This window comes from Streptomyces specialis, assembly GCF_001493375.1.
GTDB lineage: Bacteria > Actinomycetota > Actinomycetes > Streptomycetales > Streptomycetaceae > Streptomyces > Streptomyces specialis.
Map to the genome: position 1 here is coordinate 22018 of NZ_LN929760.1, position 22660 is coordinate 44677.

Below are 22660 nucleotides of genomic sequence, written 5' to 3' on the forward strand. Positions count from 1 at the left end.
GGCCTTGACCCGCCCCAACGGAAGCCGGCGGCCGGATCGGACCCGCATCCGACCCGTAATGGACTAGACCTCTTGGCCTCCGACGGGCGAGACTGGCGCGTGTGACTTCCCAGGACAACGAGCAGGACTACGTGATCGCCCTCGACGTGGGCGGCACCGTGCTGAAGGCCGCGCTGACCGGCCCGCCGGACGAGGGGCCGCTCCACCAGGCGCGCAGGCCCACCGCCGGGGCCGGTGACCCGGACGCCGTGGTGGCCGGGATCCTGGACTTCGCCCGCGAGCTGTACGACACGGGCACGGCCCGCTTCGGCCGCCCGCCCGCCGCCGCCGGAGTCGTCGTGCCGGGCCTGGTGGACGAACGGACCGGCACCGCCGTCCACAGCGCCAACCTGGGCTGGCGCGACGTGCCGCTGGCCCGGCTGGTCGCCGAGCGGCTCGGCGGCCTGCCGGTGGCCCTCGGCCACGACGTCCGGGCCGGCGGGCTCGCCGAGGGCCGCCTCGGCGCGGGCGCGGGCCGTGACCGGTTCCTCTTCGTCGCCCTGGGCACCGGCATCGCGGGCGCCCTCGGCATCGACGGCCGCGCCGAACCCGGGGCGCACGGCGCGGCCGGTGAGATCGGCCACGTCGTGGTCAGGCCCGGCGGTGTCCGCTGCGGCTGCGGACAGCGCGGCTGCCTGGAGACGGTGGCCTCCGCCGCCGCGGTCGGCCGCGCCTGGGCCGCCGCCTCCGGCACGCCGGGCGCGACGGCGGCCGACGCCGCGGCGGCCGTGGCGGCGGGCGACGCGCGGGCCCTGTCGCTGTGGCGGGAGGCCGTGGACGGCCTCGCGGACGGGCTGCTCACCGCCGTCAGCCTGCTGGACCCGGGCACCGTGATCGTCGGCGGCGGACTGGCCGAGGCGGGCGACACGCTGCTGGTCCCGCTGCGCACGGCGCTGGCGGCCAAGGCCACGTTCCACCGGCTCCCCACCGTCGTCCCGGCCGCGCTCGGCGACACGGCCGGCTGCCTGGGCGCCGGCCTCCTGGCCCACGACCTCGCCTCCCACCCCCGGCGGACGCCGGAGGTGGCGCGATGAGCCGTGTGGTGCTGACCGGTGCCCGGGTCGTGCGGGCCGATGGGGTCGAGGCGCGGGCGAAGTCCAGGATCCGCCCGGCGGGGGGCGGGGGGGGGGGAGGGGGCGGGGGGGGGGGGGGCGGGGCGGGGGCGGGGGGGGCGGGGGGGTGGGGGGGGGGGGGCGGGTCGTGGTCGAGCGCGGGCGGATCGTCGCGGACGACCGGCCCGGGGCGGCTTCCGCCGTGGGTCTGACCGGCCACTGGCTGGTGCCCGGCTTTGTCGACCTCCACGTGCACGGCGGCGGCGGCGCGTCGTTCTCGGCGGGCACGGCCGAGGAGGCGCTGCGCGTCATCGCCACGCACCGCGCCCACGGCACCACCACCCTGGTCGCGTCCACCGTCACCGGCCGCCTCGACGACCTGGCCGCGCAGGCGGGCGCGCTGTCGGAGCTGGTCGAGCAGGGCGACCTGGCGGGCGTCCACTTCGAGGGCCCGTTCATCGCGGCGGGCCGCTGCGGCGCCCACGAACCGGCGCTGCTGCGCGACCCGGACCCCGAGGCGGTGCGGAAGCTGATCGACGCGGCGCGCGGCGCGGCGCGGATGCTGACGCTCGCGCCGGAGCTGCCCGGCGGCCTCGACGCGGTGCGGCTGCTGCGCGACCGAGGGGTGATCGCGGCGGTCGGCCACACCGACGCGACCTACGAGACGACCCGGCGGGCGATCGACGCGGGCGCCACCGTGGCGACGCACCTGTTCAACACCATGCCGCCGCTCACCCACCGCGCGCCGGGCCCGATCGCCGCGCTGCTGGAGGACGAGCGGGTCACGGTCGAGCTGATCAACGACGGCACGCACCTGCACCCGTCCGTGCTGCGGCTCGCGTTCCGCGCGGCGGGCGCGGAACGGGTGGCGTTCATCACCGACGCCATGGGCGCGGCCGGGATGGGCGACGGCGTCTATCCGCTGGGCCCGCTGCGGGTGGAGGTCTCGGGCGGCGTGGCCCGGCTCGCCGAGGGCGGCGCCATCGCGGGCTCGACGCTCACGCTGGACCGGGCGCTGCGCCGGGCGGTGACCGTGGACGGCCTGCCGGTCGCCGAGGCGGTCCGGGCGCTGTCGGCGACCCCGGCGCGGCTGCTGGGCGTGGCCGACCGGGTCGGGACGATCGAGGAGGGGAAGGACGCCGATCTGGTGGTGCTCGACGCGGACTGGGAGGTCGCCGGGGTCATGCGCCGCGGTGCCTGGCTGAGCGGCCCGCCGGAGCCCCGGCCACCGCTGGAGCCCCTGGAGCCGCTGCCCGGGGCCGTGCTCAGCCCTCTTCGTGGTCGCTGATCCAGAGCTGGTCGATGGCGACGTCACAGGGGCGGTCGCAGGTGAGCGTGATCGTGTTGGTGCCCTCGACCAGGTCCACCAGGTTGTACGTGCGGACCCAACTGTCGTCGAAGGCATCGCTCGCGGTGGCGTAGTCCTGCATGTCCACCGGGTCGGTGCGGGGCGTGCCGTTGACCGAGAAGCCCATGGCCTGCCCGTCGGTGACGGTCGAGTACCCGACGTAGAAGTAGTACTGACCGGGGTCGCCCTGGAGGTCGAACGTCCAGGAGATCGTCGCGTTCGGGCGGCCCTGGACGGCGATGTACGAGCCGCTCTCGGAGCGCGCGTTGGCGAACGTGGACTCGATGGCCGCGCTGTTGGCGAGCTGGAGCTGGGTGATGTCGGCCACGGGCAGCTCCGCGGGCTCCTCGCCGCCGTCGGTCGGCGGGTCGGTCGGCTCGTCGCCGCCCGGCTCCCCGCCGACGTTGCCGGTGGGCGCGGTCGAGGGGTCGCCGTCGTCGGCCTGGGCCCCTTCGTCGTCGCTGAACAGGATCGCCGCGCCGACACCGAGTACCACGGCCAGGACGACGGCGATCGCGCCTATCAGCAGCCCGTTCCGGCGCTGGTCGGGCTCCGGGGGGCGGCGCCGGTCGTGCGGCCCGCCGTACGGGGGCACGCCGCCCGGCTGCGTCTCGGGCGCGGCGTACCGGGCGTCCGGGTGCGGCGGGGCCTGGCGCGGCGGCTGGTGCGGCTGGCGGTAGCCCTGCTGGCCGCCGAAGGTGCGCTCCCCCACCGGGCGCACGTGGTTGTACGACGACTGCCGCAGGGTCTGCTGCGGCTGCGTCTGAGGCTGGTCGCCCTCGGGGCGGTACAGGTAGCCGAACGGGTCGTCCGACTCGTCGGGCGTACCGCCGCCGCTGTTCCCCGCGCTCATCGCCTACCGCTCCTTGTCACCGCTTCCCCCACCGCAAGTACGACTGGCGAGCCTACCCCGTTCGGGCGAACGCCGGAGACCGATCCGGCCGCCCCCCGGGCTCAGCCCGCCCGCCGCCTGCCCTGGGACCGGGAGCGCTTCTCGATGTACATGCGCTGGTCGGCGGACTCCAGCACCTCTTCGGTGGTCATGCCGCAGGCCGCCCAGCCGATGCCGAAACTCGCGCCCACCCGCACCGAGCGGCCCTCGACGCGGATCGGCGGGATGATGCCGTTGCGCAGCCGGACCGCGAGGTCCGACGCCTCCGCCGGGCCGAGGCCCTCGGCCAGCACCACGAACTCGTCGCCGCCGAGCCGGGCGACCGTGTCGTTGTCGCGGACGCCCTGCTCCAGGCGGCGGGCGACCTCGACCAGGACGGCGTCGCCGCAGACGTGGCCGAAGCGGTCGTTGATCGACTTGAATCCGTCGAGGTCGCAGAAGAGCACCGCGAGGCCCTTGCCGTCGCCGCCCGGGGCATCGGGCGCGAAAACGTGCTCATGGTGGTCGTAGGCGCGCGGCGGCGGCGTGCCGAGGCCCTCGAAGGCGTCCGTGACGCGGTCGGCGGCCGGGGCCGCGGTCCTGCCGAACCGGTCGGGCGCCGTGTCGCATATCCGCCCGCCGAGGCGGGCGCGGAGCTCCGCGCTGTTCGGCAGGCCGGTGAGGGAGTCGTGGCTGGCGCGATGGGCGAGGGCCAGCTCGTGGCGCTTGCGCTCCTCGATGTCCTCGACGTGGGTGAGCTGGACCTGCGGGCCGTCCGCGGCGTCGGCGACGACCGAGTTCCGCAGGCTGACCCAGACGTAGGAGCCGTCGCGGCGGGCGAGCCGCAGCTCGGCCCGGCCGCCCTCGGCCGAGGTGCGGAGCAGCACGCCGGTGTCCTCGGGGTGGACGAGGTCGGCGAAGCTGTAGCGGCGCAGCACGGAGCCGGGGCGACCCAGCAGCCGGCACAGGGCGTCGTTGACGCGGATCAGGCGGCCGTGGCTCTCGCCGCCCACCTCGGCGATGGCCATGCCGCTGGGCGCGTACTCGAACGCCTGCCGGAAGCTCTCCTCGCTGGCCCGCAGCGCCTGCTGCTCCCGCTCAAGACGGATGAGCGCCCGCTGCATGTTTCCGCGCAGACGGGCGTTGCTGATGGCGATGGCGGCCTGGGAGGCGTAGAGCTGGAGCGCCTCGCACCCCCAGGGCCCGGGGCGGCGGCCGTTGCGCGGTCTGTCGACTTCCAGGACGGCGAGCAGTTCGCCGTCGGAGGCGTACATGGGGGCGAAGAGCCGGTCCATCGGGTGCCACTCGTCGGGGTAACGGGGCGCGGGCCCGGTGGTGTGCCACTGCGGGACGTCGTCGTGGTCGAGGACCCAGCCCTCGGTGTACGGGATGAAACGGAGCTCTCCCCAGCGCTCGCCCATGGACAGGCGGCGTTCCCAGGACTCGCGGGAGCCGGTGCGCCCGGCCATGGCGGCCTCGGCCTTGTCGCTCCCGGCCACGGCGGCGACCAGCAGGTCACCGTCGGGTCTGACCAGGTTCACCGCCGCCAGCTCGAAGCCGAGGGCGGCGACGGCCCCGTCGGCGATGGTCTGGAGGGTGTCGGCCATACTGCGGGCGGTGTTGAGCTGAGCGACAACCTGGTGCAACTCCCGCAGCGAGGCGAGGCGCACATATGGCTCCGTCTCCGTTTCCATCACTCCCCCGGGCGCGAAATGCACGTGCAGATATACAGGCCACTGAATCACAGCGAGCTGCCCGCTAGGTACACAGGGTCAGCAATTAGTTGCCTACTGTGATTCATGTCACAGTACGAAAGTGCTCGGTCGCGCGATGTAGGACGCTTGGGGGGCCGTTCTGGTTCCCTGGCCCGATGCGGGGGCCGGAACGCGCCGGTTACCGTTGCGTACCGTGGCTCTCCCAGCGCGTCAGACCCAGTTCCAGCCCGTCCCCCATGCTGAAGGGGTGAGCGAGGAGCAGTTCCGCGGTGCCCTGGCCCGGCTCGCCGCCGGGGTGGTCCTGGTGACCGCCCACGACGAGGAGGACGAGCCGCGCGGCGCCCCGGCCGGGATGACGGCGACGGCGTTCCTGTCCGTGTCGCTCGACCCGCCGCTGGTGCTGGTCAGCGTCCGCACCGGATCCCGGATGGACGAGATCCTGGAGCGGCAGCCGCTGTGGGCCGCGTCCCTGCTCGCGGAGGGCCAGCGGTCCATAGCCGGGCGGTTCGCGATGAAGGGGCGGCTCAGCGACCGGCTCCTGTTCCAGGAAGTGCCCCACGTGCTGGGCGAACACACCGGGGCACCGCTCGTCAAAGGCGCGCTGGCCACCGTCGAGTGCCGCACCGAGCAGCGGGTCCAGGCCGGTGACCACACGCTGGTGATCGGCCGCGTGCTCGCCGCCGGGCTGCCGTCCGTCGAGGGCGGTCCCCTTCTGTACTACCGCGCCGGCTACCGGCACCTGGGCTGACCGGGCACCGGTCCGGCCGGGCGGTCAGTCCCACCCCTGACCGCGGCCGCGCCCCCGCTTCACGTCGGCCCGCCGCTTCTTGTCCCGCAGCCGCCGCTCCACCACCCCGCGCGGCACCCGCGTCGCCCGGCGCGGACCCGGCGGCGGCGCGGTCGCCTCGGCCAGCAGCGCGGCCAGCCGCCGCGCGGCCGTCTCACGGTTCCGCCACTGGGAGCGGTGCTCGCTCGCCCTGACCGTCAGCACGCCGTCCGCGAGCCGACCGGAGAGCCTGTCCAGGGCGCGCTCCTTCCACACCTCCGGCAGCGCCGAGGTCGCGGCCAGGTCGAAGAGAACCTCCACCTGCGTGTCCGTGGTGTTGACATGCTGCCCGCCGGGCCCCGAGGACCGCGAGAAACGCCAACGGAGCTCGGACTCCGGGAGGGAGACCGAGCCGCGGATGGGATACGGACCGGACACGCGTTCCATGATCCCCCGCCCGGCCCAGCGCCGCACGCCTGTTTTCCCCCGGAATCCCCGAAACCCGCGTGGAACCGGGCAACCCCCTGACATCGTTGGGATCAGTGAGAGTAACGTCATCGCAAAGACGACCCTGAGCGATATCGAATAAGGGGATCCACATGGGTGTGAGCCTGTCCAAGGGCGGCAACGTCTCGCTGAGCAAGGAGGCTCCGGGCCTGACGGCCGTCACGGTCGGTCTCGGCTGGGACGTCCGCACCACGACCGGTGCCGACTTCGACCTGGACGCGAGCGCCCTCGGGGTGAACGCGAGCGGCAAGATCGTCTCGGACCAGCACTTCGTCTTCTACAACAACCTGAAGACCCCCGACGGCACCATCGAGCACACCGGGGACAACCTGACCGGTGCCGGCGAGGGCGACGACGAGCAGATCAAGATCAACCTGGCGGGCCTGCCGCCGGAGGTCGACAAGATCGTCTTCCCGGTCTCGATCCACGACGCCGACAACCGCGGGCAGAACTTCGGCCAGGTGCGGAACGCGTTCATCCGCGTGATGAACCAGGCGGGCGGCACCGAGATCGCGCGCTACGACCTGACCGAGGACGCCTCCACCGAGACCGCGATGATCTTCGGCGAGCTGTACCGGAGCGGCGCGGAGTGGAAGTTCCGCGCGGTCGGCCAGGGCTACGCCTCCGGCCTCGCGGGCATCGCCCAGGACTTCGGTGTGAACGTCTGACAGCGTGCGAGTGACCTGCTAGAAGGCCGGATGGGCGGACGCTGGTCAGCACTGAGTCAGCACGGTCCCGCCACCTCAGCACCGGAGCCCCCCAGATTCGCGCTGGGGGGCTCCGGCCTGTCCAGCGTCAGGCCGCCTGGGTGAGCGTTCCCCTCTCCTCTTCGGGCACGTCCTTGACGACGGTGAACCGTGGCCGCATGGCTTCCTGCATCGCCTTCCGGCCGCGCTGCCAGGAGTCGGGCACCAGATGCCCGTACGTGTCAGCCGTGACCCTGATCGAGCGGTGTCCGAGCCACCGGCTCACCTCCAGCAGCGACACGCCAGCGGCGAGCATGGTGGAGGCGAAGAAGTGCCGCAGATCGTGCGGCTTGTAGGCCAGCCCGAGGGCCTTCATCGCCCTGCGCCAGTGGTAGTAGAAGCTCTCATGGGTGAGCAGCGCTCCGGCGATGGTGGAGAACAGCAGGCCGGATGCTCCGACCAAGGCGTGAGTGCCGTGCTGCTCCCGGTGCCGGTCGATCTCCTGACCGAGCCAGTCAGCCAACGGGATCTCGCGGTAGTCACCTGCGGCCCGGTGCTTCAGCGGCACGAGCGCCTTGCGGTTCCCTTGCCCGTCGCCCTTCTCTGTCGTCTGGCGGTAGACCCGGTACACGTCTCCCCGGTGGCAGTCCTCGGAGGCGCCGAAGGACTCGGAGGGGCGCAGTCCGGCCCCCGCGATCAGCCACACGTTCAACCGGTACTCGTCCGGTAGCGCCTGGGCGATGCTGACGACCTGGGTCAGTGTGGGGATGCGGTCGGGGTCTACGGCCTGGGATGCGGAGCGGGGCAGCTTCATGCCCCGGCAGGGGTCCTTGGCTATCCGGTCGTTGTCCACGGCGGCCTTGAACACGGCCTTCAAGGGGATCACGCGGGTTGCGATGGTCGAGGCCATGAGCCCGGCTTCGTCCATCACGGCTACGACGCGCTGTATGTCGTTGGGGGTGACGGCGGCGATCGTCTTCCGGCCGAGCGTCGGCAGGAGGTAGTTGTTGGCGAAGCCGGTGTAGTCGCGCAGCGTGTTGGGCTTGATCACCTGGGCGCCGAGCCATTCCGACCACCAAGCGGCGACGGTGATCTTGCCACGGTCGGGGTCGAGGTAGACGCCGGAGAGCTTGTCGGCCTCCATCTTGTTGCCGTGGGCCTCGGCCTGCCGCTTGGTGGGGAACGACTTCTCCCGCTGGCGGCCGGATCGCCCTCCCGGCTCGCGGTAGCGGACGGTCCAGGGGTGTCCGCAGCGCGCCTTGTCGCACGGGTCGGCCTGTCTGGTCTTGCATTTCTGGAACGTGGTAGCCATGACTTCTAGCGGCCTTCCTCGTCGTTCTTCCACTCAGTGATGAGCTGCCATGCCTTGTCTGTGGGCCGCTTTCCATCCCACAGGCCAAGGTCTTTGGCCCGTTTGATTCGTTCGGACATGGTTGCTTTGCCGATGCCGAGGCGTGCGGCCAAGTCGCCCTGTGGTGCGGTGGTTTTGGTTGCTCTCATGCGGTCCAGCTCGGCGACGAGCAAGGCGTAATCCGTCTCCGAGCGGCAACGCTCCGGGACTGGCCACGGCCGGTTCATCGCCCGGTCCTGCTGCCGCACCAGCGCGGCGCGGGCCTGCGCCTTGATCTCCGCCAGGGGAATCTGCCGAAGCAGGCTGGCGGGGATCCCGTCCGATTTCAACGCCTGGCTCATGAGGCGATCGATCTCCTCCCCAGAACCGCCGATGGCGAGTCTCACGGAGAGTTCCGAGGGACCGTTGAACGGCGCGTGTACCGGGCACCGGGCCGTGATGAGCCATGGCCCATGTACCCGTCGCCACACCAGTGCGTCGCCTTCCCGATGCCAGTCTTCCGGGGAGCCGCTGTCTGTCGTTTCTGCGCTCACGAGGAAGACAGTAACGCAGCCATCGAACCTGCTGCAACTGGTTCGGAGCATGATGCTCAACACTAGAGCCGAACCTAGCGCAACAGGTTCGGTTGAGTCATCCTGGAAACGGGGATGGAGGTTGTCAGATCACATTTCGCGGTCACCTTCCCCGTACCGGATCACCCGGGAATGCTTTCTTTGTTGGCACGTTGGACTACACGCTTCGGGGATCATGGAGAAGAGTAAGCGGACTATTCCGCCCACGAGTCGAAAGGCCCAGAAAAGGCTGAAGAATCAGGCAACCAAGCTGCTCAAGGCTGCCGAGGAAGAAGAGTCCGACACCTGGCCTTCACTCTGGCCCGAGGAAGAATATGAAGATGACTTCGCCAGGATGTCAGCCGCTCATTCAGGGCTCGTCCCGCTGGCCCTGTCGCCGTTGGCGGCGTCATGCCCGGAGTATGACCCGGGGTGGGGATTTCAACGGCTTGATTCGTTGATGAGTGCACCGCCCTTCGCCGCAGTGGACGACGGCCGGCATGCCTCGACGCCGGAACTCTTCGAGTCGGGGGGCTTCAACTGGGCCGAAGAACAGTCACCCACCGGCATCAACGAGTCCTGTCATTGGCCCGGCTGCGCGGAGCCTGTAGGCGACCCGGCGAAGAGGCGCGGGCGGGGCAGGCCGGAGAAGTGGTGCCGGGAACACAAGCGCCCCGCCAAGAACCGTACGGAGCGCTTGCGCAGGAAAGGAATCCAAGTCGGGAAGCACCGGAACCTTGTTTACGACTTCCCGGGCCTGGCCGAGCAAGACCTTCAGGGCTACCGGAACCTGTGGATCAGATTGAACCGCACGGCGCGGACCACGTGGCATTAAATCCACAGCTTGTGGAGGGCAGTGCTTCTCACCCGTTGGCGCCCTCTGGAGTCAAGCTCACTGGGCGGTGGGCCGCTGACGCGGAGGTGAGCCGGGGCCGTTACCCATGTCCAGAGTGCCGTTGGCGCTCGAACGGGTCTCTGCGGATACCTCCCTGTGAGAACGGGCAGTGCGGAGAGAACGCGGATCCTCTTCCCCCAGATCGAAAGATCATCCTCGGGGGTAAGGGGGCCGTGTCTCTCTTGCGTTGTCCTCTTGTGAGTATCCATGGGCCGCCCGCGAAGGCGGCCCGATAACTGAATCCCCTTCTTTCTTAGATCAGGAGGTGCCGCTTTGAGCGACACGCCATCAGTTTCCGAATCCGGTGAGGCCGTGCTGGCCGACCCCGGAGACGCTATCCGGGCGGAGATCCGTGCGGAATACGCGGGGAAGCTCGCCCTGGCGGAACTGAAGGCCGCCGCAGCCCGCTCCGGCATTGAACTGCCGAGCGCCTTTACTGCCTGTCTGAATACATCCGCCTTGCTGGCGGAGGATGGATCACCGTCCGCCGAGGCGATCGAAGGCGCGCTGTCAGCCTTCGTCCCCAAGCCCGAGGTCCCGGAACTGCTCGGCGCGGGACACCATCCGCCCGGAGGCTTTCCCCGTCCCGTTCGTCGTTCTCTTGATGCTCGTTACCGATAAGGAGTTTTCTGTATGACCTTTGCCTACCAACACCAGGCGACGCACACGTTCGTTCCCGAGATCTGGGACGACGTTCTTCTTGAACAGTTCGACCCGCTGCTTGTCTGGTGCTCGCGGGTGGTCGCGAACCGCAAATACGAAGGGAATATCCGCAAGCGCGGCGACGTGGTACACATTAACTCCCTCGTCCGTCCCACGGTCGGGGATTACCGGCTGCCCGAGGGAATGACGGCCCAGCGGCCTCAGACCGTAGACCAGAAACTCGCCATCTCAGAAGCGAAGTATCTTCAGATCCTCGTGGAAAACGCGGAGCAGATACAGGTTGAGGGGACGCTCAAGGCGCCCATCAACCGGCAGATGATCCGGGCGCTCGCGCGGGAGGCGGACACCTTCATGGGCCGGGTGATCGCCCAGAGCGCGACCGAGCTGCCCGCGCTGGCGGTAACGGCCGGGAACATCCCCCAGGCGCTCTACAGTGCCGTGCTGGACATGATGCTTGCCCTGGACGACCACGACGTTCCGGAGGGGCGTTACGTGGCCGTCTCGCCCAGGGTGAAGCGGTACTTGGTCGAGCATCCCGCCGTTGCGAACGCCGGGGCATACGGCGAAGCAGGGGTAACCGCGAACGGCGTCATCGCCCGGCTTGCGGGCTTCACCGTGGTGAGCACGACGGCCATGCCGGATGGCGTGGACATCGTTGCGGGCCACTCGGAGTTCGCCACGTTCGCGTCGCAGTTCACGGGATTCCGTGAGGGGCAGTCGGAGAAGTACCGGGCGGATTACATAGACACCCTGCACCTCTACGGCGGGAAGGTGGTCCGCTACCCCGAGCTGGACACCCGGAACCCGGACCATTCCTTTGATGAGACGAAGCCGACCCCCGGCATCGTGAAGGCCACCGTCCAGTGGCCCACCGCGGCCTGACCCCTGACAGGCCCGTGCCCCATACGGGGCGCGGGCCTGTTATTTGGTCACGGACCGGAGTGCCGGCCATCACACTCCGCTCAGCTCATCACTGAAACTGACTCGGCCTGAAAAATTAGAAACCCGTACACGACGAAAGGAAGGCACCCCCGGTGGGTCCTTTCATCGCTGGTCAAAGCATTACCCCACCGTTTTCCTCGCACACACATATGCACCCTGACCTGCGGATATAGATATCTGCTGATGATGAGCAAGGTCACAAGAATCCCCGCTTGAATTCTTTCGCTGGCGGGGCAGGATGAAGTCAGTTCCGCACCGCAAGGCGCGGCGGGCCGTCAGAGCAACGCTCCGGCCACTCACTCAGACTTCAGCCGCCCGACCGAATCAAAGGAAGCTCAGCCATGCGCAAGACGGTTCCTATGCCCGTGGAAAAGGTTCTGTGCGACGCCCATATAGCCCGTGACGGGAGCGAAGAAGAGGCGGTGGAGACGCTGACTCTCGGGCAGCACTCGTGGGACCTCTGCCGGGAACACGGCGTGGTGTTCGGCCGGTACCTCCTTGATGCTCTGGGCGTGCCGGAGAACGGTCCGGCCCCGGAAGGCACGACCGACGTTCCCGAGCCGCGCACGGCGGGTGTGGTGCCCACGGAGGGCGCCCAGGACGAAGCGGCCGGGGAGTCGGTGGAACCGTCCGACACAGGCACGGTGGAGGTGGCACAGGCGACGCCGGAGGGCGGGTCACGCCCGGGGCCGGTCGCCTCGGTCATGGTCTGTGGTGAGGTCCCGGGGTACTCGTGGGAGGAGCCCGGCAAGCTGTGCGGGACCTCGGCTATGAAGTGGTCGGTCGGGCCGATGAGTCCACCGTGCTGATCGTCTGCGGTACTGGGGCGGAGCGGAACGCGTCCAAGTTGCGGGATGCGCGGGAACGGGACCTGCCGTCCCTGGACGTCACCCGACCGGGGGCGTTCGCCGCCGCCGTGCGATCCGGGACGTTGAGCGGTGGGGACCCGCTTCCCGAGCCCGTCACACGGGACCGTGAGGGCATCAGCGAACGGGAGCGGAACCGGGCCGTTCGCCGCTGGGCACGGGAACAGGGATACACCGTGCCCGACCGGGGCCGCGTCCCCATGCATGTGCGGCACGCCTACGAGTTGTCGCACCGTGACGACTCGGTGGGAAAAGCACGGGCGGCTTGAGTGCCGCGCCCACGGTGACGGTCGCGCCCAGCGGCCGTCACCCCCGGCCCACCGACCTTGCGGCATGGAAGAACGCCAAGGGCTACAGAGCCGGGAGCAAGCCCAGCAAGCGCGACTACGCCCCCGGTAGTTGGGTGGTCTGGACGACGCCTCGCGGCCAACGCCGGACGGGTGTGGTGACCCGTGATGACCTCACCGTGTACGCGGCCAAGCGCGCGGCACAGGTGGGGGCCGCGAAGGACAGCCGCACGCGGGCCGCCGTGGTCCCCGCCGATGGTGGGGAAGCCCTCCCGCTGGCCCTGCCCAACTCGAACAACTCCGGAGCACTGGTCAAGGACGACGGCCGTTGGCGGCCGGTCTCTCCGGCGCACCACCTGTCAGCCAACCAATCAACTCGCCAGGAAGTGAGCGCAGCATGAGCGTCGCCCCCGTCTTCTACGGTCCCATCGGCCGTGCGGTCCGCAAGGTCGCGCCGTATGTGGAAACCGATCCGCTGGGCATCTACGTCGCCGCCCTCACCCTGTGGTCGGCCGCCATCGGCGGAACGGTGCGGGTCTCCTCCCGGGGGAACGCCCGCCCCGCGCTGTTGTGGACCTGCCTCGCGGCCGGTACGGGCCGGGGCAAGGGAACGGCGCTGCGGGCCGCACAACACGTCATGCGCCCGGCCGTGGGCCGGTTCCTGGACACGCACACCACCTCCGGGATCACCTCCGGTGCGTCTCTGGTCAACCACCTTGCCGAACAGGCCGAAGCAACCGCCGAAATGGAAGCAGGGCGGGACGTGCGGACCCTGGTCATCGAAGAGGAATGGTCGGAAGTTCTGCGGCGGGTGCGACGCGACGCTTCGTTCACGGCCAAGCTGCGGGCCGCGTGGGACGGGGCGCCGATCCGCAACACGACCAAGGAAGAGGCGCAGTCCGTCGAGGATCCGGCCATGGTGCTGCACACCCACATCACGCCATCGGACTGGACCCGCTACATAGGAGCGGTAGAAGCGGCCGGAGGTTCCTACAACCGGATCATGCCGTTCGCGCTCGGCGCGGTTCCCATGCTGGACGACGACGCGGTGACACTGCCCAGCATCGACGGCGCCGAAGTGTCGGACGCCTACGGGTGGGCCACCATCCGGCCCCGGACGCTGACTCTTTCCGATGGCGCCCGGCCGCTGTGGCGAGTCGTGCGGCGCTACACCCGGATCATTGCGGAATCGCTGCCCGAATCGCAGGCCGTGTTCATCGAGCGCACGGCGGAACAGACACTGCGGGTGGCCGCCTGTCTGGCCGCTTCCGAATGCTCCGAGGTCATCACTCACGAGATGCTGTCGGCCGCGTTCTCACTGGTGCGCCGCAGTGTCCGCAGTGCCGTAACCCTCACCGGAACCACTCCGGAGGGCAGCAAGGCAACGCGCCCGGTTGTCTCCCTGGCCGACAAGGTGCGTGCCCGGATCGAGATGCACGGCGGCCGGGCCACCTCCTCTCAGGTGCTGCCCTACGTCAACGCCACGGCCGCTCAGGTCAAGGCACTGCCCGAAATCGTCGTCACCGAGGAACGGAAGGGCATCGGCCGCCCGGCAGTCGTGTTCACCCTCCGTGAGAACGCTCCCGTTCACCGAGAGTCGAACCGGACTGCTCCCAAGCCTCAGCCGGCCAGCGCGGAGCGTGAGGAAAACCGTGCCAGCGTGGTACGGATCGATTCGTATCGCCCGACCCCCCACCAGGAACCGGAACCCCGGCCGGAAATCCCGGCCCGCGTGACCATCCGCCAGCGCCACCAGGCGCCCAGGCCGACCGCAACGCTTCCCAGCGACAACCCTTTCCGCGCTCTGCTGTGACGACGCGGACAGCGACACGCCCCCGCTTCCTCGGCGGGGGCGTTCCTTTGTTCGGAGGGAAGAGTGCTACGCGCTGCCCAGGTATTCCGCCCAGGACCGGACGGCTGCGGTGAGGGCAGCCCGGTGCGGAAGCGGGCGGGTCCGCTCCCACGTTTCCCAGGCGCTGCGGACCGTACGAGCGAAGGTGGCCACGGCTTCCGGCGAGGCAGCGCCGAAGGCTGGCACCTGCCGGGCCATGGTCTCGGCTTCAGCGGGGGCATGACCTGCTGAGATCAGCCGAGGAACAGTGAGCGCGGCATCGGCCCACGCCGGTCCAGGGCACGCAAGTGCCCAGTCGAGCAGCACCAGTTCCCCATTCGGGGCGACGAGCATGTTGAGTGGTGACATGTCCGTGTGGGCCAGCCCACGCCCCAGTAGTGCGGGAGGCACCTCAGCGGGCAGGAAGTCGGCGTAACGATCGCTCAATGGTCGCTTTCGCAGCTCCTCGGGCCAAGGAGTCGCAGACACTGCGGTGAGCGTCCGCATCAGTGGACCGAGATCCGGCGACCCCGGAGACAGGTTCGGGTGCCGACCCTCCACGTACTCATATCCCGTGAGCAGCCAGCCGTCCGCCTCGACTTCCCAGAGCACGCCCGGTGCGCATGGCGCGATCCGGGTGACGGCGGCTTCATGGCGGTATACCCACGACTGCGGGTCGGCAACGAGACCACCCTTGACGAACACGCGGCCCTGTTCGGAATGGACCGTGCACGCGAGTCGGGACATGACTCCGTGCGGCGCTGCCTCGGCCTTCACGACGTGGCCGGTTTGCTGCTCGACGGCGGCCCGCGCTCCCAACGGCAGGTCGTGCCACTCCGTGCGATCCACCCGCGCTCTCCCTGGTTGTTCCGGTGCGGCGGGCCGGTCCCCGCTCTGCGCACAGCCTGGCACAGAGCGGGGACCGACCGGGAACTGTCAGGCGGCCGTGCCGGGGTGGCTCGGGCTGTCGTGGCAGTTCTGGTGGCACTGTGAGCAATTCGCCAGATCCAGCTCCGGCCAGAACTCGGCGTCGATCTCATACCCGGCGTAGGTGATCGCGTCGAGGGTCCGGGTACGGATGGCCTTACCGCCGCCGTGTTCCTCCTTGTCGAGGAAACCGGGCTGGTGGTGGATGAACTTGCCGAAGGCCCGATCGCAGAAATCGGCGTACGCCTTCGTGTGGAGCAAGAAGGCATGCCAATAGTCATCCACGATCGGGGACGGGCTGAGGGGCTTGTCGCTCGCCGCACAGGCCGCGACGAAGGCAAGCATCTGTCCGACGCCCCGGTCCGCCTTCTCCTCGGTCAGGCCGGAGAACTTGTCGAGCATGTTGCTCGCGAGGGTGGCCCTGAGTTCGTCACTGATCAGCGTGCGGGCATCGGTCGGCCCGCGCCTGTGGGTGGTTGTCACGTCGTGCCTCCTTGTGAGTGTTCCGGACGTGGCACGCCCGGTGATGCCGCCCGTGGGGCGAGCTGGGCGGCGAACCCATCGCGGGGTGACCACGATGGGAGCGTGTGTGCGACCCTGACCCGATGCGGTCGCCATGGGTGATGCGAGAGCCGCTCCCCGCCCCGGTTGCCAGGGAGAGGTGCGATCGGGGACGGGAGCCGTTCAGACCGCCGCGTACTGCGGTTCTACTAATCTCCAGTCGGTCGGGAAATCAAGCGAGATCGGCCGGCATGAAAGTGAGTAGTAGACATCCGCATCGCATTGGCCACACACGTGGTCGGTGCCTCCGGCGGTGATGCTGATATGCCGACCGGCCACCAGCGCGGCCAGTTGCATTTCTTGGTATCGGAAATCCTTCATCCACTCGCGGAAGATCCGGCCCGGATTCGGGCTGTTCGACCCGACGCGGACCAGGCTCCTCACGGGGAACGGGGCACGCCCGGGAAGCGGGTCGAGAGCGTCGGACAGGCGGCGCGCTTGCTCCCTCAACCACCGCAGCGCCAGACGCGGAGTACCGGCCCGGTAGCCACCGAGCACCCATTCCCCACATGCCTCGGGGCTCCGGGCCACGACTTCACACCAAAACCCGTCATGAACTGTCGTCATCGTCCTGGCTCCTGTCCGAGGAGACCCGGCTAGCCGATGCGTAGACCTCACACGCATCACTGCTCCTCAGAGACTGGAAGTGTTGGTCGATGCGTGCGCTCAGAGCCTTGTGTCGCTCGCTCAGCTCCCTCAACGTCGGCAACGTTCCGCTACCCGCATCGGGTGGCTCTCGCTCGCCGTCGTTGGCTGCCGCGCGTGCTGTCGTCTCCTGATCGGCGGTCATGCGTGCTCCGGTCTCTGGGTATGCGGCGTGCCCGCTGGGCACTGCCTGTACCGATTCCGTCACCAGGACAAGGCAACACACCCTGGATTGGCGAGACTTCAGGGCGGATACTGAAGTCTCCGGGCGCAGCGGTGCGCAGAGTTCGAGCCCGTTCCAGGAGGTCAGGGCCTTGGACCGATCCCCCACTTCCGATGACTTCAGTCAGCCACCCAACCCCCTTCAGCGCTTCGGCGCCGATGTCAAGCGCGTCCGCCTGGGACGCAAGCTCACGCAGAAGCGGCTGGGGGAAACCACGGGCTACTCGGAGTCCTACGTGAGTCAGGTGGAGTCGGGGACGCTGCGGGCGAGCGAGAAGTTCGCCAAGGGATGCGACAGAACCTTCGGGACGAACGGCCTGTTCGAAGGGCTTCTGAAGCGGATCGATGAAGGCGACCATCCGTCGTGGTTCATGCCCTACCTGAACTTGGAACGCCGGGCTTCCCGGATACTCGACTACTCCGCCAATCTCGTCATGGGCATCCTCCAGACGGAGCGCTACGCACGGGCGGTCTTCCAAGCTGCCCACCCACGGGAAGACGCTGACGTGATCGAAGGCCGGGTTGCCGCGCGGCTCCGGCGACGCGCGATCTTCGAGCGGCAGAACCCGCCGGAGCTATGGGTGATCTTGCATGAGGGATGCCTGCGGACCATGGTCGGGGGCGCGGATGTGATGGCCGAACAGCTCGACCACTTGGCGATGGCGGCGATGTCCCCCCAAGTCGATCTCCAGGTGATGCCGTTCTCGGCCGGGGCGACAGCGGAGCACTTGATGCCTTACACGCTGCTCACCTTCGATGACGCGGACACGGTTCTCTACTCCGATGGGCCGCGCGGAGGCCGGGTGTACGACTCGGCGCGGACGGTGGCGTGGGGACTGGATAACTATGATCGGCTCAGGGCCAACGCCCTGTCCCTGGGTAGGTCGCTTGCCCTGATCAAGTCACTGTCGAAGGAGCTTCGAGCATGACCACTGACCTGAACCTCACCGACGCTGAGTGGATCAAGTCGTCGTACAGCCAGGGTGACGGGGGGCAGTGCGTCGAGTTCTCCACGACCTTCGTCACATCTGGTGTGGTCCCCGTGCGCGACAGCAAGTCCCCCCACGGCCCGGCCGTGGTCTTCCCTGCCGAGGGCTGGGCGCAGTTCCTTTCCGCCGTGCGGGACGGCGGCCCCCGCGCCGTCTGAGCACCCTACGCACCGTTCGTGCGTCCGCCGCTCCGCACTGCTCGGCACCGCTGAGAGCCAGCACCGAGTCAGCACGGTACCCACAAACGGCCGGGCAACAGGCACAAACAGCCGGATGCCCACCCCACCCACATGGGCTCTGAACTGGCCGTTTGCACTCCTCCGACCAGGCGTGCTAAGGAGCGGCCGTTTCGCTACTGCTGACTTCGGTGTGAACGTCTGACCGGACGTCCCACCCGGCCGGACGCCCGGCGTCCGCGCGTGACGGCGGAGGACCGGCGGCACCCCGACGGGGGAGCCGCCGGTCCTCGCCCGTCTCAGCCCCGTTCCCCGTCACCCGCACGCCGAGGGCCGCCGCGAACGACGGCGCCAAATCCAGAAGCTGCCCCGGGGTGATCACCGCCCCCGCCAGGTCCGCCGCCCCCGGGCGATCTCCAGCCGCCGCGCGCCCCGCAGGTCCACGTCCCGCAGCACCGCGCCGCCGACGTCCGCGCCGCTCGCACCCCTCGAAGGACACCCGTTCGCACCGCGCGCCCGCCAGGTCCGGCTCCACCGGCACGCGGTCCACGAACGCCACGTCCGTCAGGCACCCCTGACGCGGGTTCGGGAAATCCAGCTTTCCGCCGCGCACCAGCACCCTGGTCAGCGTCGCCCCGCCAGGTGCAGCCCGCCCGGCCGGGCGGCCCGCACGTCGACATCGCGCGGCCCGGCCCCGCCGAGGTCCGTTCCGACGCCGCGCAGGTCGTGTGGGCGGCCCTGGCGATGCCGAAGTCGATCACCTTGGGGCCGTCCGACGCCAGCAGGACGTTCCCCGGCTTCAGGTCGCGGTGGATCATCCCGGCCGCGTGGATCGACTGGAGCGCCCGCCGCCAGACAGTCGACGAAGCCGGCCCGCCCCAGCCGCGTGGCGTCCAGCAGGCAGTCGCGCAGCGCGCAGTCCAGGAAGTGCGCCCCCCGCGCGTCGGCCTCCGTCAGATCCAGGCCGGTGAACCCGACCCCGTCGTACTCCGCCTCCACCGCGAGCCGCCGCCCGCCGCCCTCGAAGGGCCGCGGCCCCGGCGACAGGGTGAGGACCGGCGGCCTGGGCACGTTGACCTCCGCCGCTCCCCGCATGAGCGGCGTCCTCGCGGAAAGTTGACCTCAAGTGCCCTTGAAGTCGCAGGGTGGTCCCCGTAGGACACGACGCGAGGAGAACCACCATGCACGCCATCCGCCTGCACGCCTTCGGACCGCCGGAGAACCTGCGCCACGAGGAGGTTCCCGATCCGCACGCCGGCCCCGGGCAGGTCCGGATCGCCGTGACCGCGGCCGGTGTCCACCTCGTGGACACCGCCCTGCGCGCCGGGCCGGTCGGTGGCCGTTTCCCGACGCCCGAGCTGCCCACCATTCCCGGCCGCGAGGTCGCCGGCACCGTGGACGAGGTCGGCGAGGGCACCGACCCGTCGTGGCTGGGCCGCCGCGTCGTCGCGCACCTCGGCATGGTTCCCGGCGGCTACGCCGAACTGGCCGTCACCACCCCCGACCACCTCCACCCGCTGCCCGACGGCCTCGGCGAGGACCACGCCATCGCCATGGTCAGCACCGGCCGCATGACCATGGGCATCATCCGCTTCGCCGACGTCACCGAGGCGGACACCGTTCTCGTCCTGGCCGCCGCCGGCGGCATCGGCGCGCTCCTCGTGCAGTACGCCAAGCTGAAGGGTGCCGTGGTGATCGGCGCCGCGGGCGGCCCGGCCAAGGCCGACGCCGTACGGGACCTCGGCGCGGACCTCGCCGTCGACTACGACCGGCCGGGCTGGGCCGACCACATCCGGGCCAAGTACGGCGACCGGCCCGCCACCCTCGCCTTCGAGGGCGTCGGCGGCGACCTCGGCCGCACTGCCATGCGCCTGCTCGCGCCCGGCGGCACCCACCTCACGTACGGCTACGCCTCCGCCGGCCCCGGCTCGGGCGAGGCGGCCACGCTGCCGGAGACGGAGCTGGTCGCGCGCGAGATCACCAGCCGCTCGGTGCTGGGCCCGGCCCTGTTCGACAAGATCGGCGGCCCGGAGAACCTGCGGGTGCTGGAGGAGGAGGCCCTGGCCCACGCCGCCGCCGGCACCCTGGTCCCGCTGGTCCACCACTTCCCGCTCGCCGACGCCGCCGCGGCCCACCGCGCCCTGGAGAGCCGGGCCACCATCGGCAAGGTCGTCCTCATCCCCCGGCGCGCGTGACCCCGGGTGCGCCCCCGGCCCGTACGGCCTCCAGCAGCACCAGCCGCTCCGGGAACTGAAGGGGCGCCCGTACCCCCACCCCGGACAGCACCCGGCCCGGCAGCCGGACGCCTTCGCCCCACCAGGGCGGCAGGTCACCGGCCGGGCCGGCCGGCCGGTCGCCCGGCGCCAGCGGCGCCACCCGGTACTCGGCGGCCGGGTCGAGCCCGGGCAGCCGCACCATGCCGGGCGGCGCGGTCAGGCCCGTCTCCATCTGCACCAGCGCGTACACGGCGCGGGAACGGTCCCGGGCCACCACCCCGTGCACCCACAGCGCCGGGTCGGGATGGTCGCCGCGCACCACCGTGCCGTCGTGCAGCAGCGGGCGCAGCCGCTTGTACAGCGCGATCCACTCGCCCAGCGCGGCCCGCTCCGCCGGGGTCGCCCGGGTGAGGTCCCACTCGATGCCGAAATGGCCGAACAGCGCCGTCCCGGCCCGGAAGCCGAGCGTGTGCGTCCGGCCGGTCGTGTGCGCCTCCGGCGCTCCGACGTGCGCGCCCATCAGCTCGGGCGGCACGAGCACGCCCGTCCAGCGCTGGATCCGCTGCCGCTCCAGCGCGTCGATGCAGTCGCTGGTCCACACCCGGTCGGCGCGCTCCAGGATGCCGAGGTCCACCCGGCCGCCGCCGGAGGAGCACGACTCGATCTCCAGCCCGGGGTGGCGGGCCCGCAGCTCGTCCAGCAGCCGGTAGACGGCGCGCGTCTGGGCGTGCACCCCGGCCTGCCCGGTGGGGCTGTGCCCGGCGTCCACCAGATCGCGGTTGTGGTCCCACTTCAGGTACGTCAGGGCGTACTCGCCGATCAGCGCGTCGAGCCGTTCCAGGACGTACGCGTACGCGTCCCGGTGGCCGAGGTCCAGCACCTGCTGGTGGCGCGACTCCGGCGGCATCCGGTCGCCGGTCGCCATGATCCACTCGGGGTGCTCGCGCGCCAGGTCCGAGTTGGGGTTGACCATCTCCGGCTCCACCCACAGCCCGAACTCCAGGCCACGACCGCGCACATGCTCCGTCAGCGGGTGCAACCCGTCCGGCCACACCGTCTCGTCCACATACCAGTCGCCCAGGCCCGCGTGGTCGTCACGCCGCCCCCGGAACCAGCCGTCGTCCAGCACGAACCGCTCCGCGCCCACCTCGGCGGCGGCGTCCGCCAGCGCGGTGAGCCGGTCCAGGTCGTGGTCGAAGTAGACGGCCTCCCACACGTTGAGGGTGACCGGCCGCGGGGTGCGCGGGTGGCGGGCGCGCCCGCGCAGATAGCCGTGGAACCGCCCGGCCAGCTCGTCCAGCCCGTGCCGCCCGTAGGCGCCGCAGACCCACGGCGTGGTGTACGACGCGCCGGAGCCGAGGGCGATCTCGCCGGGCAGCAGCAGCTCCCCGCCGGCGAGCAGCGAGACCCCGGTGTGGGTGCGCTCGGCGAGCGAGCGCTGGTTCCCGCTCCAGGCCACGTGCAGGCCCCACACCTCGCCCGACCCGAACCCGAAGCCGCGCTCCCCGGCCGCGTGCACGGTGACGGCGTCGGTGCCCGTGCGGCCCTTCCGGTTCTCCCGCAGATGGGTCCCTATGGTGAACGCGTGCCGCTGCGGGGTCCGTTCGCGCAGGTGACGGCCGGTCATGTCGAGCAGTTCGACGGCCCGCTCGGGCACCGGCAGGGCCAGCAGCACGCCGGACAGGTCGAACGGCGGCGCGTCCGCCTCCGCCTGGCTGGTGACGGTGGCGCGCTGGCGGACCAGACCGGAGGCGGTCAGCTCGATGTCGAGCCGCAGCTCCAGCTCGGCCCGCACGTCCTCGGCGGTGACGGTCAGCGCGCGCTCGCCGGTCTCCAGGGCGGTCACGGCGAACGCGGTGGAGAAGTCCGCCCCGGCACGGTGCCCGGTCAGGCCCGGCGTGCCGAGCCAGCCGGACGCGTGCTCGGGCAGCGGCGCCAGCGGGACGACGACATCGACGTTGTTCGACGCGACCTGCGGGACGGCGGCGCGGGCGAGCGCGGCCAGCGCGGCGTCGGACAGCTCCCCGAGGTCCTCCCCCCAGTGCGCCACCCGGGGCAGACCGTCACCCGTGCAGTCCAGCACGAGACCGGTACCGGCGGCACGGAAGTGCAGGAAGGTGCCGCCGCGCATGCGTGATCCTCTGATCGAACCTGTGGGAACGTGCGCGCTCTTTGTATGTTCGGACCCCGGCGCAGTCAACACCGGAACGACCGGGGGCCACCCGGGCGGACACGCGGACACGCGGCCCCGGTGAGGCCCGGAAACAGGAGAGCCACCTGTCGGACTCGAACCGACGACCTGCTGTTTACAAGACAGCTGCTCTGGCCAACTGAGCTAAGGTGGCGGGTCGTCCACAGCCTACACGGGGCCGCTCGGCCGGTCGGCCGGATAACGGCCAGGGCCGTCCCACTCGTCCCGTGATCATGCGATGAGCACTTTTTGCTCACGGGGTGCTGACTTTCCCGTCTCCTCCGCGTTAGGTTCGCGGTACGTCCCTTCACCGGGACGTCACACCTTCCTACTCGGATCGTCCGGCACGTTCCTGCCGGTAGA

The 22660-nt window shown here is 70.5% G+C and carries 24 protein-coding genes, 1 tRNA gene and 1 pseudogene; 14 read left to right on the forward strand and 12 right to left on the reverse strand.

What is annotated here, in order from left to right; translation table 11 throughout:
• The first annotated feature begins 101 nt into the window (after window positions 1-101).
• Both BN2279_RS03165 and nagA read left to right on the forward strand, forming a co-directional pair.
• Window positions 102-1073 (forward strand): ROK family protein, encoded by a 972-nt coding sequence (locus tag BN2279_RS03165; RefSeq protein WP_059006187.1) that lies wholly within the window; start codon window positions 102-104, stop codon window positions 1071-1073.
• A 166-nt stretch (window positions 1074-1239) separates the two neighbouring features.
• Window positions 1240-2379 carry an N-acetylglucosamine-6-phosphate deacetylase gene (nagA, locus tag BN2279_RS03170; protein WP_234347366.1) on the forward strand — a complete coding sequence of 380 codons (1140 nt, stop codon included), beginning with the start codon at window positions 1240-1242 and terminating at the stop codon, window positions 2377-2379.
• Here nagA and BN2279_RS03175 read toward each other — a convergent pair.
• Entirely contained in the window at window positions 2357-3292 is a 936-nt protein-coding gene (locus tag BN2279_RS03175) for a hypothetical protein (protein ID WP_059006189.1), read from the reverse strand. The genes nagA and BN2279_RS03175 overlap by 23 nt on opposite strands.
• A gap of 101 nt (window positions 3293-3393) precedes the next feature.
• On the reverse strand, window positions 3394-5004 hold the full coding sequence (cdgB, locus tag BN2279_RS03180) for a diguanylate cyclase CdgB (RefSeq protein WP_059006191.1): 1611 nt from the start codon (window positions 5002-5004) through the stop codon (window positions 3394-3396).
• 205 nt (window positions 5005-5209) lie between these two features.
• On the opposite strand from cdgB, the gene BN2279_RS03185 reads away from it, so the two are divergent.
• Window positions 5210-5773 (forward strand): flavin reductase family protein, encoded by a 564-nt coding sequence (locus tag BN2279_RS03185; RefSeq protein WP_079031790.1) that lies wholly within the window; start codon window positions 5210-5212, stop codon window positions 5771-5773.
• Window positions 5774-5797: 24 nt separating this feature from the next.
• Here the strand turns inward: BN2279_RS03185 and arfB are convergent, their stop codons facing one another.
• Window positions 5798-6238 (reverse strand): alternative ribosome rescue aminoacyl-tRNA hydrolase ArfB, encoded by a 441-nt coding sequence (arfB, locus tag BN2279_RS03190; protein WP_059006238.1) that lies wholly within the window; start codon window positions 6236-6238, stop codon window positions 5798-5800.
• Between the two features lie 152 nt (window positions 6239-6390).
• Here arfB and BN2279_RS03195 point away from each other — a divergent pair, with 152 nt between their 5' ends.
• On the forward strand, window positions 6391-6966 hold the full coding sequence (locus BN2279_RS03195) for a TerD family protein (RefSeq protein ID WP_059006195.1): 576 nt from the start codon (window positions 6391-6393) through the stop codon (window positions 6964-6966).
• A 127-nt stretch (window positions 6967-7093) separates the two neighbouring features.
• Here BN2279_RS03195 and BN2279_RS03200 read toward each other — a convergent pair whose 3' ends face one another.
• Both BN2279_RS03200 and BN2279_RS03205 read right to left on the reverse strand, forming a co-directional pair.
• Window positions 7094-8296, reverse strand: a complete 1203-nt coding sequence (locus BN2279_RS03200) for a tyrosine-type recombinase/integrase (protein WP_059006197.1) — start codon at window positions 8294-8296, stop codon at window positions 7094-7096.
• Window positions 8297-8301: 5 nt separating this feature from the next.
• Window positions 8302-8868: a hypothetical protein gene (locus BN2279_RS03205; protein WP_159037026.1), complete on the reverse strand. Its 567-nt coding sequence runs from the start codon at window positions 8866-8868 to the stop codon at window positions 8302-8304.
• A 214-nt stretch (window positions 8869-9082) separates the two neighbouring features.
• Between BN2279_RS03205 and BN2279_RS29020 the strand changes: the two genes are divergently transcribed.
• From BN2279_RS29020 to BN2279_RS03220, 7 genes are all read left to right on the forward strand, one after another.
• Window positions 9083-9721, forward strand: coding sequence for a hypothetical protein (locus tag BN2279_RS29020; protein ID WP_159037027.1), 639 nt, complete (start codon window positions 9083-9085; stop codon window positions 9719-9721).
• 333 nt (window positions 9722-10054) lie between these two features.
• Complete coding sequence (locus BN2279_RS29025; RefSeq protein ID WP_159037028.1) at window positions 10055-10402, forward strand: hypothetical protein; 348 nt, start codon at window positions 10055-10057, stop codon at window positions 10400-10402.
• A gap of 12 nt (window positions 10403-10414) precedes the next feature.
• Window positions 10415-11326, forward strand: a complete 912-nt coding sequence (locus BN2279_RS03210; RefSeq protein ID WP_059006201.1) for a phage major capsid protein — start codon at window positions 10415-10417, stop codon at window positions 11324-11326.
• 482 nt (window positions 11327-11808) lie between these two features.
• Window positions 11809-12195, forward strand: coding sequence for a hypothetical protein (locus tag BN2279_RS29715; protein WP_199827613.1), 387 nt, complete (start codon window positions 11809-11811; stop codon window positions 12193-12195).
• 107 nt (window positions 12196-12302) lie between these two features.
• Entirely contained in the window at window positions 12303-12521 is a 219-nt protein-coding gene (locus tag BN2279_RS30130) for an Lsr2 family DNA-binding protein (RefSeq protein ID WP_234347370.1), read from the forward strand.
• The gene (locus BN2279_RS27030; RefSeq protein WP_234347368.1) at window positions 12518-12940 is read left to right on the forward strand and encodes a hypothetical protein; all 423 of its coding nucleotides are present in this window, start codon (window positions 12518-12520) and stop codon (window positions 12938-12940) included. Before BN2279_RS30130 ends, BN2279_RS27030 begins: the two co-directional genes overlap by 4 nt.
• Entirely contained in the window at window positions 12937-14352 is a 1416-nt protein-coding gene (locus BN2279_RS03220; RefSeq protein ID WP_059006204.1) for a DUF3987 domain-containing protein, read from the forward strand. Before BN2279_RS27030 ends, BN2279_RS03220 begins: the two co-directional genes overlap by 4 nt.
• Window positions 14353-14418: 66 nt before the next feature.
• On the opposite strand, the gene BN2279_RS03225 is transcribed toward BN2279_RS03220, so the two are convergent.
• The 4 genes from BN2279_RS03225 to BN2279_RS29030 form a co-directional block, all read right to left on the reverse strand.
• The gene (locus tag BN2279_RS03225) at window positions 14419-15219 is read right to left on the reverse strand and encodes a phosphotransferase (RefSeq protein WP_059006206.1); all 801 of its coding nucleotides are present in this window, start codon (window positions 15217-15219) and stop codon (window positions 14419-14421) included.
• An 87-nt stretch (window positions 15220-15306) separates the two neighbouring features.
• Window positions 15307-15780 carry a glycine-rich domain-containing protein gene (locus tag BN2279_RS03230; protein ID WP_059006208.1) on the reverse strand — a complete coding sequence of 158 codons (474 nt, stop codon included), beginning with the start codon at window positions 15778-15780 and terminating at the stop codon, window positions 15307-15309.
• A gap of 201 nt (window positions 15781-15981) precedes the next feature.
• A complete protein-coding gene (locus BN2279_RS03235; protein ID WP_159037029.1) occupies window positions 15982-16425 on the reverse strand; it encodes a hypothetical protein in 444 nt (147 codons plus the stop codon).
• Window positions 16409-16648, reverse strand: a complete 240-nt coding sequence (locus BN2279_RS29030; protein ID WP_159037030.1) for a hypothetical protein — start codon at window positions 16646-16648, stop codon at window positions 16409-16411. Before BN2279_RS29030 ends, BN2279_RS03235 begins: the two co-directional genes overlap by 17 nt.
• A 169-nt stretch (window positions 16649-16817) precedes the next feature.
• Between BN2279_RS29030 and BN2279_RS03240 the strand changes: the two genes are divergently transcribed.
• Window positions 16818-17654 carry a helix-turn-helix domain-containing protein gene (locus BN2279_RS03240; RefSeq protein WP_059006212.1) on the forward strand — a complete coding sequence of 279 codons (837 nt, stop codon included), beginning with the start codon at window positions 16818-16820 and terminating at the stop codon, window positions 17652-17654.
• A complete protein-coding gene (locus BN2279_RS03245; protein WP_059006214.1) occupies window positions 17651-17872 on the forward strand; it encodes a DUF397 domain-containing protein in 222 nt (73 codons plus the stop codon). Before BN2279_RS03240 ends, BN2279_RS03245 begins: the two co-directional genes overlap by 4 nt.
• 704 nt (window positions 17873-18576) lie before the next feature.
• Here BN2279_RS03245 and BN2279_RS27035 read toward each other — a convergent pair.
• Window positions 18577-18735, reverse strand: a pseudogene (locus tag BN2279_RS27035) (protein kinase domain-containing protein); the annotation flags it as partial.
• A gap of 336 nt (window positions 18736-19071) precedes the next feature.
• Between BN2279_RS27035 and BN2279_RS03255 the strand changes: the two are divergent.
• Window positions 19072-20085 carry a zinc-binding dehydrogenase gene (locus tag BN2279_RS03255; protein WP_059006218.1) on the forward strand — a complete coding sequence of 338 codons (1014 nt, stop codon included), beginning with the start codon at window positions 19072-19074 and terminating at the stop codon, window positions 20083-20085.
• On the opposite strand, the gene BN2279_RS03260 is transcribed toward BN2279_RS03255, so the two are convergent.
• Window positions 20066-22237 carry an alpha-galactosidase gene (locus BN2279_RS03260; protein ID WP_059006220.1) on the reverse strand — a complete coding sequence of 724 codons (2172 nt, stop codon included), beginning with the start codon at window positions 22235-22237 and terminating at the stop codon, window positions 20066-20068. The two genes, BN2279_RS03255 and BN2279_RS03260, sit on opposite strands and share 20 nt — an antisense overlap.
• Before the next feature lie 140 nt (window positions 22238-22377).
• A tRNA-Thr gene (locus BN2279_RS03265) sits at window positions 22378-22451 on the reverse strand.
• Window positions 22452-22660 lie beyond the last annotated feature (209 nt).

Coding starts and splice junctions, on each gene's coding strand:
- BN2279_RS03255 (WP_059006218.1), top strand. CDS start 19,072: ATGCACGCCATCCGCCTGCACGCCTTCGGACCGCCGGAGAACCTGCGC.
- BN2279_RS29020 (WP_159037027.1), top strand. CDS start 9,083: ATGGAGAAGAGTAAGCGGACTATTCCGCCCACGAGTCGAAAGGCCCAG.
- BN2279_RS03245 (WP_059006214.1), top strand. CDS start 17,651: ATGACCACTGACCTGAACCTCACCGACGCTGAGTGGATCAAGTCGTCG.
- BN2279_RS03200 (WP_059006197.1), bottom strand. CDS start 8,296: ATGGCTACCACGTTCCAGAAATGCAAGACCAGACAGGCCGACCCGTGC.
- BN2279_RS03210 (WP_059006201.1), top strand. CDS start 10,415: ATGACCTTTGCCTACCAACACCAGGCGACGCACACGTTCGTTCCCGAG.
- BN2279_RS03260 (WP_059006220.1), bottom strand. CDS start 22,237: ATGCGCGGCGGCACCTTCCTGCACTTCCGTGCCGCCGGTACCGGTCTC.
- BN2279_RS03195 (WP_059006195.1), top strand. CDS start 6,391: ATGGGTGTGAGCCTGTCCAAGGGCGGCAACGTCTCGCTGAGCAAGGAG.
- BN2279_RS03220 (WP_059006204.1), top strand. CDS start 12,937: ATGAGCGTCGCCCCCGTCTTCTACGGTCCCATCGGCCGTGCGGTCCGC.
- BN2279_RS29030 (WP_159037030.1), bottom strand. CDS start 16,648: ATGACCGCCGATCAGGAGACGACAGCACGCGCGGCAGCCAACGACGGC.
- BN2279_RS03175 (WP_059006189.1), bottom strand. CDS start 3,292: ATGAGCGCGGGGAACAGCGGCGGCGGTACGCCCGACGAGTCGGACGAC.
- cdgB (WP_059006191.1), bottom strand. CDS start 5,004: ATGGAAACGGAGACGGAGCCATATGTGCGCCTCGCCTCGCTGCGGGAG.
- arfB (WP_059006238.1), bottom strand. CDS start 6,238: ATGGAACGCGTGTCCGGTCCGTATCCCATCCGCGGCTCGGTCTCCCTC.
- BN2279_RS03235 (WP_159037029.1), bottom strand. CDS start 16,425: ATGACGACAGTTCATGACGGGTTTTGGTGTGAAGTCGTGGCCCGGAGC.